The sequence below is a fragment of the Chryseobacterium sp. MP_3.2 genome (assembly GCF_035984805.1).
In the GTDB taxonomy this organism is placed as follows: domain Bacteria; phylum Bacteroidota; class Bacteroidia; order Flavobacteriales; family Weeksellaceae; genus Kaistella.
In genome coordinates, this window is sequence record NZ_JAXCHW010000001.1 from 778210 (window position 1) to 790824 (window position 12615).

The 12615-nt window shown below is 36.4% G+C and carries 11 protein-coding genes; 10 read left to right on the forward strand and 1 reads right to left on the reverse strand.

Annotation, left to right across the window (positions count from 1 at the left end; all coding sequences use genetic code 11):
- Positions 1-193 precede the first annotated feature (193 nt).
- The 9 genes from RCH13_RS03805 (at position 194) to RCH13_RS03845 (ending at position 10591) form a co-directional block, all read left to right on the forward strand.
- Positions 194-556 carry a ribosome-binding factor A gene (locus RCH13_RS03805; protein ID WP_326985880.1) on the forward strand — a complete coding sequence of 121 codons (363 nt, stop codon included), beginning with the start codon at positions 194-196 and terminating at the stop codon, positions 554-556.
- Between the two features lie 18 nt (positions 557-574).
- Positions 575-1786: an ABC transporter permease gene (locus tag RCH13_RS03810; RefSeq protein WP_326985881.1), complete on the forward strand. Its 1212-nt coding sequence runs from the start codon at positions 575-577 to the stop codon at positions 1784-1786.
- A gap of 138 nt (positions 1787-1924) precedes the next feature.
- Complete coding sequence (locus tag RCH13_RS03815; protein ID WP_326985882.1) at positions 1925-3034, forward strand: endonuclease; 1110 nt, start codon at positions 1925-1927, stop codon at positions 3032-3034.
- 168 nt (positions 3035-3202) lie between these two features.
- On the forward strand, positions 3203-5242 hold the full coding sequence (locus tag RCH13_RS03820) for an endonuclease (protein ID WP_326985883.1): 2040 nt from the start codon (positions 3203-3205) through the stop codon (positions 5240-5242).
- A gap of 64 nt (positions 5243-5306) precedes the next feature.
- Positions 5307-6038, forward strand: a complete 732-nt coding sequence (locus RCH13_RS03825; RefSeq protein WP_326985884.1) for a shikimate dehydrogenase family protein — start codon at positions 5307-5309, stop codon at positions 6036-6038.
- A 394-nt stretch (positions 6039-6432) separates the two neighbouring features.
- Complete coding sequence (locus RCH13_RS03830) at positions 6433-8220, forward strand: DUF349 domain-containing protein (protein ID WP_326985971.1); 1788 nt, start codon at positions 6433-6435, stop codon at positions 8218-8220.
- Between the two features lie 5 nt (positions 8221-8225).
- Positions 8226-8825, forward strand: coding sequence for a hypothetical protein (locus RCH13_RS03835; RefSeq protein ID WP_326985885.1), 600 nt, complete (start codon positions 8226-8228; stop codon positions 8823-8825).
- Positions 8826-8933: 108 nt separating this feature from the next.
- On the forward strand, positions 8934-9971 hold the full coding sequence (gene ribD / locus RCH13_RS03840) for a bifunctional diaminohydroxyphosphoribosylaminopyrimidine deaminase/5-amino-6-(5-phosphoribosylamino)uracil reductase RibD (protein WP_326985886.1): 1038 nt from the start codon (positions 8934-8936) through the stop codon (positions 9969-9971).
- A 59-nt stretch (positions 9972-10030) separates the two neighbouring features.
- Complete coding sequence (locus RCH13_RS03845) at positions 10031-10591, forward strand: IMPACT family protein (RefSeq protein ID WP_442784615.1); 561 nt, start codon at positions 10031-10033, stop codon at positions 10589-10591.
- A gap of 23 nt (positions 10592-10614) precedes the next feature.
- Here the strand turns inward: RCH13_RS03845 and RCH13_RS03850 are convergent, their stop codons facing one another.
- Positions 10615-11322 (reverse strand): zinc metallopeptidase, encoded by a 708-nt coding sequence (locus RCH13_RS03850; RefSeq protein ID WP_326985888.1) that lies wholly within the window; start codon positions 11320-11322, stop codon positions 10615-10617.
- A gap of 108 nt (positions 11323-11430) precedes the next feature.
- Here RCH13_RS03850 and RCH13_RS03855 point away from each other — a divergent pair, with 108 nt between their 5' ends.
- Positions 11431-12561, forward strand: a complete 1131-nt coding sequence (locus RCH13_RS03855; protein WP_326985889.1) for a GNAT family N-acetyltransferase — start codon at positions 11431-11433, stop codon at positions 12559-12561.
- Positions 12562-12615: the final 54 nt, after the last annotated feature.

Genomic DNA, 12615 nt, shown 5'->3' on the forward strand with positions numbered 1-12615 from the left:
ATCTACCCTTCAATTGGAATCCAAATTTGCGTGAGGGCGGAGTGCATTGTTGGAGCTCTTTTTCTGGAGTGGATTTCGCGGTGGTGGAAAAAAGCGACTGCACGGAGACCGACTTTTTTTCGCCTGGGCAATTTTGAGGCTGCAGAAAAAAGGCACGCCCCAATAATTGAAACAAAAATAGTAAATTTGCGCCATGAACGAAAGCAACAGACAGAAAAAGGTCGCACAGATTATACAAGAAGATTTCGCAGAATTATTTCGGAAACAAGCCGCGGAAAGCAAACAGACTTTCTTGGTGTCCGTTTCCGACGTGAAAGTGACGGCCGATCTTTCCATCGCTAAAATTTATCTGAGTATTTTTCCCGCCGAATATCGCAAAACGATTATGAAAGAAATCTTAGTGAACAAAGCGTCTTACAGAAATTATATGGGCCAGAAAATGGGAAAACAAGTGCGGATTATTCCGGAACTTAACTTCTATCTGGATACCACTTTGGATGACGTAGAACAAATTGAACGCGAATTGAAAGGCGAAGGCGACAATCCGATTCTCTAATTTCTGAAATCATTCTTCTTGAAAAACACTGCATTTTACATCGCGACGCGCTATTTATTGGCAAGAAAAGGAAGCACCGCCGTCACTTTTATTACGTGGTTGGCTGCTTTGGCCATGATGGTTGCCGTAACTGCAATGTTTATCATTATCTCCGTCTTCTCTGGATTAGAGGATTTGAACCAAGATTTAATTTCAAACCTTCATTCTGATATTACCCTAAAAAGCAATAAGGGTAAAACTTTGCCAGATATTGACAAAGCCACCAAAATCCTCAGCAGCAATAAGGACATTGCACATTATTCGAAAGTAATTGAGGAAAAAGTCTACATTAAATTTCGGGAGAATGGAGACATCGCGAACTTGCGTGGTGTAGATTCCGCTTACACGATGGTCAATCCCATCGACAAAAATATTTTCTACGGCAATTATCCAAGTTTTAAATACGCGAATGAAGTTTTAATTGAAAATAAACTAGACAACAGACTCGCAATTCCTGTGGGTGAATCTTCTGATTACGCTCAATTATTAATGCCGAGACCGGGAAAAGGTTTGGTTACCAAAGAGGAAGATATTTTCAACACTAGCGATATTTTTGTGTCGGGTGTTTTTCCCGGAAATGATCAGTTGGACAATACCATTATTTCTCCCCTCGAACTAAGTCAGCAATTGCTTAATCTGCCAAAAAATTCAGCCTACGAAATTGTCATTAAACTCCTTAATCCAGAAAATACGGATTTGGTGAAAGCGGATTTAGAGAAGTCTTTGGGCAAGGGTTATATTGTAAAAACGAAATCCGAAGAGAATGCTGCTTTCTGGAAAATGATTAATACGGAAAAACTCTTCATCTATCTTATTTTTGCCTTGGTGATATTCATTACGACCTTCAATTTGGCGGGTGCAATTATTATTCTTCAATTGGATAAAAAAGAACAAGCCAAATCCTTGCTTTCTTTAGGGATGAATATGCGCTCCCTGCGAAACGTCTATTTCTACACCGGCCTTTTAATCATTTTTTTCGGTTTGGTTAGTGGTTTAATTTTAGGCACTGGCTTAAGTTATCTGCAAATGGAAACTGGATTTTTTAAAGCTGGCCAAAATACAGATTTGCCTTTTCCGGTGAGGATTCGATTGATGAACTATTTTATTGTGGGCGGAACTGCCTTGCTCTTCGGGACGCTTGTTTCTTGGATTTTTTCTAAAATCAACAAAGCCAATATTTCTTTAAACTAAACATTTTCAAATTTTTAAGATCGAGTTTCTCTACTCTGTTCTATCCGTTTTACCTAAGATTATTTCGCCCGGAATTTTCAAATTCTGAAATTTGAAATCATTTTTTATGTAACTTCGCCGTCCAATTTTTACTTTAATATGAAAAAATTTACTACTCTTTTATTCGGTTCTTTTTTGTCAATGGCTTTTGCGCAAGCACCCGCAACTTATTATGATGGAACAGCAGGTTTAACAGGCTATGCTCTTAAAACGAAACTGAATCAGATTATTTCTAATGGCGCCTCAGATTTAGGATATAATGCTTTATGGACCACGTACAAAACTTCTGATGTTGACATTTATTATGAAAACAACGGATCTTTATTAGATATGTATTCTGAAAAACCTTCGGGTCCAGACTCTTATGAATTCCGAATTGGCTCCTCTGGATCTGGCGGAAATCAATGCGGTTCTACCAATAATAATTTTGAAGGATTCTGCTATAACAGGGAACATACGCTGCCGCAAAGTTTTTTCGGTGGATCTGGTGCTGCTCCAATGGTAAACGATGGACATTTTGTTGTTCCAACGGATTACTATGTGAATAATCGTCGCTCTAATTACTCTTATGGGGAAGTTGCAAGTCCAACGTTTACTTCTACCAATGGATCAAAACTTGGCACCAACACTTTTCCAGGTTATGGCGGAGTAGTCTTCGAACCGATTGATGAATTTAAAGGCGACTTAGCAAGAATGCAGTTGTTTTTTATTACCCGTTATGAAGATAAACTTTTGGATTTTGTAAGCTATCAAAGTGATCAGAATCCATTAGACGGAACTGTTAATCGTGGATATAAACAATGGTTTATTAATTTGATGCTAAAGTGGGCCGTTCAAGATCCAGTTTCCCTGAAAGAAATGGACCGTAATAATGCAGTTGCAGCCAGACAAGGAAATAGAAATCCTTTTATTGACCATCCAGAATGGGTTTTCCAAATTTGGACTTCAACCCTTTCCACTGGAGAAACAGCAAACTTCAGCAAGAAAATTTCCATTTATCCTAATCCTGTGAGAAATGGGGAACTTAATTTATCTGGTTATGGTTTAGAGGAAGTGAAAAAAGTTCAGATTTACAGCATGGACGGAAAACTGCTTCAAACTTCTCCATTTAATCAGAAAAATACTTCAAAAATTATCTTGAAAAACAGAGATAAAGGAGTTTATATGCTGAAAACTGAAAATCAATCCGCAAAATTTATCGTAGAATAGTCATAAAGCTTTAATAATGAGAAGCTCCAGAACTTAACTTGGAGCTTTTTTTGTGCAAAAACCCCGACCAATATTACGGTTACGGCAAACCTGAGTTTTATTATTCGTAAACTTATGCAAACTCGATTTATTAAGTAACTTTACCATCCAAAATTTATTTGACGACTTATGAAAAAAATTACAATTTTACTCTTTGGATTTATATTTTCCCTTGGATTTGCACAAATGCCTGCGAATTATTACAGTGGAACTGAAGGTCTAACAGGGCCAGCTTTAAAAACAAAATTGAGCCAAATCATTAATGCAGGAGCCATCGATAATGGTTACGCTGGTCTTTATAACGGCTATCCCACCACCGATAAAGATAGTTTTTATGAAGGTGATAATTCTGTTTTAGATATGTATTCTGAAAATCCAAATGGACCAGATCCTTACAATTTTCAGCATGGTGTAAAAACATGTGGAAACTACAGTAATGAAAGTGATTGTTACAATAGAGAACACATTGTACCGCAAAGTTTTTTTAAGGAGGGACTTCCAATGAGAAGTGATATCCATTTCGTGAGACCTACGGATGGAAAGGTAAATGGAATGCGTAGCAATTATCCTTTTGCCATGGTGAGCAATCCTGCTTTTACCTCTAAAAATGGGACTAAAGTTGGTCCAAGCAGTTCTGCAGGTTACACTGGGTCTTCTGCTGAACCCATCGATGAATTTAAAGGTGATGTTGCCAGAATGGTTCTCTATTTTGTGACGCGTTATGAATCAAGATTAAGCAGTTTTTCCACGGGTAACATGTTGGGCGGCTCGCCGTTTCCCGGTTTGCAAGAATGGGAAAAAAATGTAATGATCGCTTGGTCTAACCAAGATCCAGTTTCTCCTACAGAAATCGAGAGAAATAATGCATCTTATGTTTTTCAAAAAAATAGAAATCCTTTTATTGATCATCCAGAATGGGTAGCTGCAATTTGGGGAACTCAGGTTGTGGATACAGAAATCCCTTCTACTCCAACTAACTTGGCTTTAAATTCAATTACCACTGGATCTGCTACTCTATCTTGGACCGCTTCTACAGATAATATTGCAGTTACGTATTACAAAGTTTTTGTCAATGGTATATTCAGTCGAAATTCTTCGACCAATTTAGTTACTGTTTCAGGATTAACGCAGGGAACCAATTATAATTTCTCTGTTGCAGCCGTGGATGGCGCTGGTAATGTTTCTCCGCAAAGTAACATCGTGAACGGAACAACCTTGGTTGATAATGAAGTACCAACAAATCCAACAAATCTAGCAGTAAGTTCGGTAGGATCAAATAATATTGAAGTTCAGTGGAGCGCTTCTACGGATAATGTGGGCGTTGCATCTTATGACATTTACGTAAACGGAGTTTTGGTGGGTTCTACAAGTTCTACCACGTCTAATATTGCTAATTTGGATCCTGCAACTACCTATTCAATTTATGTAATAGCGAAAGATGCCGGCGGAAACGTTTCTGGACCAAGCAACACCGTATTGGCTACTACAAGTAATATTGGAACGAATTGTGGCGATGAAAATTTTGAAACCATTCCAGCACCTGCTTCAATATACTCTACGTATAACTGGACAAGCAATGGAATTTCTTGGACTTCCGAAGATTCCAGAACAGATAGAAGTCTTAATGGTCGTGCCATCATGATTAGAAATGGATTTGTGACTGCGCTTTCTGTACCGAATGGAATTGGTAATTTAACCGTGACTACACAATTACAATTTAGTGGCACCCCTGGAAATTTAAAATTATTTGTGAATGGTGTGGACACCGGAAAAGTAATTCCCTACAGCGCTACTACCGCAACTACGGTAATTACAGGAATTAATATTTCTGGTAATGTTGAAATCAGTTTGGTTAATGATAATACCAATAGAATTGTTATCGATGATATGAAATGGACATGCTACACCTTAGCTGCCGTGAATGAAAATGGAATCAATAAAAATGCTTTGACCATCTATCCTAACCCTGTAAGAAACGGTGAATTGAATGTAAAAGGCAAAGACTTATCCGCCATTCAAACGGTGAATATTTTTGATTTTGCCGGAAAATTGGTTCAAACAATCAATCAACCTTTCAAAAATTCTACTAGAATTGCGTTGAAAAATCTACCGAAAGGCGTTTATCTATTGAAAGCAGACAACAGCACTGCTAAATTTATTGTGAACTAAGCGCAATAGAAATAATTTATTAAAGAAGACCGGTTTATCACTGGTCTTTTTTTATTTTTGAACTATGGAAATGCAAAAGAAATTCGGTTTAATCGGCACCAATATCTCTTACTCGTTTTCGAAGAAATACTTTGAAAATAAATTTCAGCGCATGATGCTTAAAAATCACACCTATGATATTTTTGATTTACAAAACATAACAGAAGTTGAAGAGTTATTTACCAAAGCTGATTTGGTGGGACTCAACGTAACTATTCCTTTCAAAGAAAAAATAATTCCTTTTCTGGATGAATTGAGTGACGAAGCTGAAAAAATTGGTGCAGTTAATTGCATTGTCATTAAAAACAAAGTAAAAAAAGGCTACAACACAGACGTTTTTGGATTTGAGAAAACCTTACTCATCCATCAAAAACCAATGCATCATTCTGCATTAATTTTAGGAAATGGTGGCGCAGCGAAAGCCGTGCAATATGTCTTACAAAAATTAAATATTCCATATCAATTCGTAACCAGAAAGGGAGATTTAAATTTTCAGAATCTCACGCCGGAAATAGTAGCGCAGAACCCTTTGATTATTCAATGTACTCCTGTGGGAACTTTTCCTAATGTTGAGGATTGCCTAGATTTTCCGTTTGAGGGAATTCATGAAAACCATTTGGTTATTGACCTCATTTACAATCCAGATTATACCGCCTTTATTAAAAAAGCTTCGGACAGAGGAGCAAAAACAGTAAATGGTTATTATATGCTTGAACAGCAGGCAGAAAAAAATTGGGAAATTTGGAACTATAAATAAAATAAAGTTAAATTAGTGCTCTGTTTCCTTTAAAAGGTGAAAAACGCGAAATTTTTCACCATTACATCTACTTAAAAAACTTGCTATGATTACAGAAGATTCAATCTCTGACCACCCTGAAAAAAAACTTCCCCTCGAAGAAACATCCACTGAAACTGCTTCTGAAGAATCTTCAGATTTGCCATTGGAGGAAACTCCAGATGAGCCTACGGAAGAGAAAGCTGAGGAAAGTGTAAAAGAAAATCCTTTGCCACCAGAAGAAACTCCAGAACCTAAAGAAGAAAATACGCTTCCACCAGAAGAAACTCCGACTCCGGAGTCCAATCATACAGAAACCATTTCCGAAGAATGGTCTTCGGTCAATGTGGGCGAGCAAATTCCGCCACCCGCAAAGATGCCGGAACCCATTCATGAAATATCTGAGGAGCAAGTTGCAGTAGCAAAAAGCAGTGATGAAAATTCGGATGCAGAAAATCATAAATCAGAGGGTCACGAAGCAAATGAAGAAGAAAATATTGCTAGTTTAGCTTTACCAGAAATTTTAAAGCAGATGGAAACCATCATAAATAAAGATGATGCAGGTTCCCAATATAAAAAATTCAATCACCTAAAAGAAGCCGCCAATCATTTGATTCACGAAGAAAATGCGGATCATAAAAAAGAATACGCCGCAGAAGGTCATTCCGAAGAAGAATATAGCTATCACAATCCTTCTCAAGCGAAACTTTCTAGCTTACTTCATATTTTCCGGGAGATTAATGACCGATATCACAAGGAACAAGATGAAAATCAAGCCAAAAATTTAGCGGAAAGACAAGCGATTATCGATAATTTAAAGCACCTCTATACCAATACGGAACCTGGAACCAATCTTTTCAAGGCAATTCGCCAAATTAAAGAAGACTGGAAAAACTCTGGGCAAGTCGCAAAATCAGAATTCAAACTTCTCAACAATAATTATTTCCACCACCTGAACCAATTCTATCAAATGCTTGATATGAATAAGGAATATATGGAGCAGGAATATGCACATAACTTAGAGAAAAGACAGCACATCATCGAGCGTGCAAAACAATTAGAAGTAGAACCAGCGGTGCAAAAAGCGCTGAATGAATTGCAATATTTGCATAAACTTTGGAAAGAAGAAGCAGAACCTGTTTCTGAAGAATTTCGGGAAAAAACCTGGGATGAGTTCAAAGAGATTTCTAACAGAATTCATGATCGAAAAGGAGAATTGTCTGCTCAAATTGAGGTAGAACAAAATGAAAATCTAGAGAAGAAGAATAAGATTATTGCAGATCTTAGTAAAATGGCAAGTCCAGAAAAAGAACCTAATCACAGTTACTGGCAAACCGCCATTAAAAAAGTTGAGGATTTACGCAGTGAGTTTTTAAAATTAGGAAGTGTACCGAGAAAATCTTCCAATCAAAACTGGAATGATTTTAAAACTAACCTGCGAAATTTCAACAATGCAAAAAATGAATTCTATAAAGGATTAAAGAATTCTCAGCAAACGAATTTGGACCAAAAATTAAAACTCATTCAAACAGCGAAGGACAATATGCTCTCTGAAGATTGGGAAATTTCCGTTCCACTCTACAAAAAACTTCAAGATGATTGGAAAAAAGTAGGTCACGTTCCAAGAAGCATGACCAACAAAGTGTGGGATGATTTCCGCGAAGCTTGTAATGTTTTCTTTAATAATTACAGAGAGAAAAACAATGCGGTTAATGACAACTGGAAAGAAAATTATAAAAATAAGAAGCAGCTTTTAGAGGAGTTGAAAGAGATTACAGATTCAGAAGGAAGCGTAGAAAAAATTGAGCATATTAAAAACACTTGGAATTCCATCGGAAAAGTTCCACGCGAGAAATTGCCCATCAATACAGAATTTAATAAGGTAATGAGGGAAAAACTGAAACTCAACAAAATCAACGAATACGATTTAAAAGAGGAAGGTTTAACGGAAAATCAACTGACGGACAAAGCGCGCAAAATCAAAAATCAGATTGCAGATTTAGAAGCAGAGATCGTGAAAATGGAGAATAACTTAGGTTTCTTCAGCAATTCTACGCGAGAAAATCCTTTGTTGAAAGACACCTTCGAAAAAATTGATGATAAAAAAGCGCAGTTGGAAAGTATGAAAAATACATTGCATCAAATTGTAACTGGAGAAAATTAGAAAACATGATGATTAAAAAAATTCTTTTCCTTGTGATGATTGCTCTCTTTTCTGGCGCAAAAGCGCAAGAAAATGCTACGGATTTACTTTCAATTCCGGGACCTATCGAATATGACGGAATAGAATTTTATTTAACTTGGAGCAAGCAACCCTCTAAAACATTATTTCGTCAGCAATATTTGCCTTCAGATGAAAGAATTGAAGATTTCACGCAACTCTTGGATTTTTCCTATTTTAATAAAGAAATTGAAATGGAATTGGCGGTTCGTCAAAAAGTAGAATCTATCCAAAGTCGAGAGGAAAAAGATAAATTTGCGAAAGTAAACGTTACTGAAAGTCCAGACGGCAAGGAATTTATTGTAGATTATTACATTTCCGAAGCACCGAGTAAAGGCGATTCCTTTGTGGAGTATAACATTTACCGCTTCAAAGAAATGCAGCAAGGAGACCAGAAGAAATTTTTAATTTTAAGCTTCGCAAAGAGAAATTATGGAGATTTAAAAGGTGCGGCCAAAGCATTATCAAAACAGAGAGATCATCTCTTAGCCACGATGATTGAATATAAAATTCCAGAAATTAAAGTTGCGACAAGTTCCGGTAATTAATCATAAAAATAAACAAACACCTGGCTAATCGTTGGGTGTTTTTTTTTCATTTAAAACTTCTGAAGTAAGCAAATTTGCCATTTTAAAATAAAGCAATTCTTGAAACTAATGACCGATCAAATCTACCTAAAGCGCTGTTTAGAATTAGCGAATAAAGCGCTCGGAAAAACCTATCCCAATCCGCTGGTTGGAAGTGTAATTGTGCACGAGGGAAAAATCATTGGCGAAGGTTACCATCAAAAAGCTGGCGAACCGCATGCTGAAGTTAATGCCGTGCGTTCCGTAAAAAACAAAGTATTGCTTAAAGAATCTACAATTTATGTCTCTCTAGAACCATGTTCTCATTTTGGAAAAACGCCACCCTGCGCCAATATGATCGTAGAACAGGGGTTTGAAAAAGTGGTTATCGGTACGGTAGATTTGCATGAAAAAGTAAATGGGAAAGGCATTGAAATTTTAGAAAATGCAGGAATAGAAGTAGCTTCTGGAAAATTAGACCAGGAAAGTCGGGAATTAAATAAGCGGTTTTTTACTTTTCATGAGAAGAAACGTCCTTACATTATCTTAAAATGGGCACAATCTGGCGATGGTTTTTTGGATCAAAATTTTAAACCTACGCAAATTGGTAATCCTTTGACCAAACAATTTGTGCATCAGTTGCGGAGTGAAGAACACGCAATTTTGGTGGGAACCAATACGGCAATAAATGATAATCCAAGTCTAACGGTGCGCAAAGTTGAGGGCAGAAATCCCATCAGAATTTTAATTGATTTTGATTTAAAGGCATCACCAAATTCAAAAATTTATAATGAGGATGCAAGCACTCTTGTTTTTAATGCTGAAAAAAGTAGTGAAGAAAACCACCTGAAATTCATAAAAATTGAAAAGGAAAATTTTCTGGAAAATTTAATGAAAGAACTTTTCGAAGAGAATATCCAATCTGTAGTTGTAGAAGGTGGAAGTTATACGCTTCAGCAATTCATTGACGCTAATCTGTGGGATGAAGCCCTCATTATAAAAAATGATAATCTACTCTTTGAAAAAGGGACGAAAGCGCCACACTTTAATTATGAGGAAGACCGCATAGAAAATTTTGGAGACAACACCATTGCGTTTTACAAAAATCAGGATTCACTTTCCTACTAAACGACGGCCTCAATTTGGAAAATCTCAGTTTTAAAACCCTTAAAAATCCAATCCTGGAAATGCTCTACAAAGAAAAGGGTAGCAAATTTATTGGGTTTGCTTATCCTGTAGATCAAGAAAGTGATTTTAAAAAAGCACTGGAAGAAGTAAAATTGCTTCATCCAAAAGCAACGCATCATTGTTACGCATTCCGCATTGGGATAAAGGGAGAAAATTACCGTGCAAATGATGATGGAGAACCAAGTGGAAGTGCTGGTTTACCGATTTATAATCAACTTTTAGCGCACGAATTGACGAATATATTCGTGGTTGTAGTTAGATATTACGGCGGCACAAAACTCGGAGTTTCTGGCTTGGTGAAGGCTTATAAAGAAACCGCCAAATTGACCTTGGAATCTGCAGAAATCATCACCAAAGAACTTGAAAGTGAAGTTCATATTTCATTTGAATTTTCTCAACAAAATCAAATTTTCACTTTACTCAATAAATTGGATGCGAAAATTATTGACTTCAAAACAGAAGAGCGCTGTACTATTTCTGCAAAGATCAAATTGGCATTAAAAGAAAACATCTCGGAACAATTGTCCGAGATGCAAAATATTGATTTTAATTTTTCTTAAAAATTAGAGGAATAATTTTAATTTTAATCTCTTCTTCCTAGTAACATTGATGCCCAATAAAGTAATTGTGCTAATGACCCTAAAGCTGCAACCAAATACGTTCTTGCTGCCCATTTCAAAGAATCTTCTACTCCCACATATTCTTCAGCGGTTACTGTTCCTGTGGTTTTTAACCATTTCATGGCTCTATTACTTGCATCATATTCTACTGGTAAAGTCACAAACGCAAATAAAGTAGTCATTGCAAATAAGGCAACCCCAATTGCTAAAACGGTAGTGTTTCCGTTTGGATTTTCTATGGAACGCGTTGCGAACATTAATCCAATACCTGCCATCAAAACGAATTGCATTAAATTAGAAGTGATATTCACAATTGGAACTAGTTTAGATCTTAATTGCAACATAGAATATCCTACCGCATGTTGAATCGCATGTCCACACTCATGTGCAGAAACTGCCGCCGCGGCTGCATTTCTTTGCATATAAACTCCTTCTGACAAATTAACTGTTTTGTCTGATGGGTTGTAATGGTCGGTTAATTGTCCCGGCACAGAAATTACTTGAACATCTGTAATTCCATTATCCCTCAACATTTTTTCTGCTACTTCTTTCCCAGATAATCCATTTCGTAGATTTACTTGGGAATAGTAGGCAAACTTAGATTTCAGCTTGTTGGAAACGTACCAACTTAGAAGCATAGAAATCCCAATAATCGCGTAATATCCTATCATTTTTTAACTTTATTTTAGATTTAATTTTCGGCTACTGAGAAGTAAATAACGTGCCAAAGTTTTGATATTTGTTTTAATCAATTATATTTGTTTTTTTAAAACTCAACCATGTCCGAAATATCACTTCTCGAGGTTAAAACAGTACAGGACCTAAATAAGTTTGTCGCCTTTCCGATGGAGCTTTATAAGAACAATAAGAATTACGTTCCTCCTTTAATTAATGACGAAAAAAACATTTGGAATCCAAAGGAAAACCCAGCCTTGGCTTATTGCGAAACTAAGAAAATTTTAGCGTATAAAAACGGAAAAATGGTCGGCAGAATTGCAATTATTTTTAACACTCACGATATGAAAGAATTAGGATCGAATAAAATTCGATTCGGGTGGTTGGATTTTATTGATGATTATGAAGTTTCAAAAACTTTGATCAATTGTGCCATAGACTTTGCCAAACAGCATGAAGTGACCAAAATTGAGGGACCCATGGGTTTCACCAATTTGGATAAAGCAGGAATGCTCACCATGGGTTTTGATAAATTAGCGACCATGATTGGTCTTTATAACTTCCCCTATTATCCTGAGCATTTGGAAAAATTAGGCATGGTAAAAGAAAAAGAGTGGGTAGAATTTGAAATGAATTTTCCTACAATTTTGCCAGAAAAGGTTAAGAAATTCAGTTCCCTAATTGCCGAAAAATATAAACTCAAAGTTTTAGACTTTAAAAGCAAGAAAGAAATTTTGCCACTTGTAGAGCCGATGTTCAAACTATTAGATCAAACATACAATACGCTTTCTACCTATACGCCGATTACAGATGAACAGATAAAAACGTATCGGGAAAAATATTTTCCTTTTATTGACAAGAATTATGTGATTTGCGTGGCAGATGAAAATGATAAACTTGTTGCCTTTGCCGTAACCATGCCTTCCTATTCTAAAGCATTGCAGAAAGCGAAAGGTAAATTGTTTCCCTTTGGTTGGTGGCATTTCTTGCAAGCTGGTAAAAAAAATGACCGCGCCAATTTCTATTTGATAGGTATTCATCCCGAGTATCAGAGGCGTGGCGTTACATCGATTATTTTCAAGGAAATTTTTGTACGGTTTAATAAAATGGGAATTATATTCGCAGAAACCAATCCAGAATTGGAAGAAAACAAAAGTGTACAGGTTTTGTGGCAAGATTACAATCCGACCAATCATAAGCGAAGACGCACTTATTCCTTAGAAATACGCGCTTAAAATGAAATATCAACTGTATATCTATGTGTTGCTGATTCTCGCCTTTGTGGCATA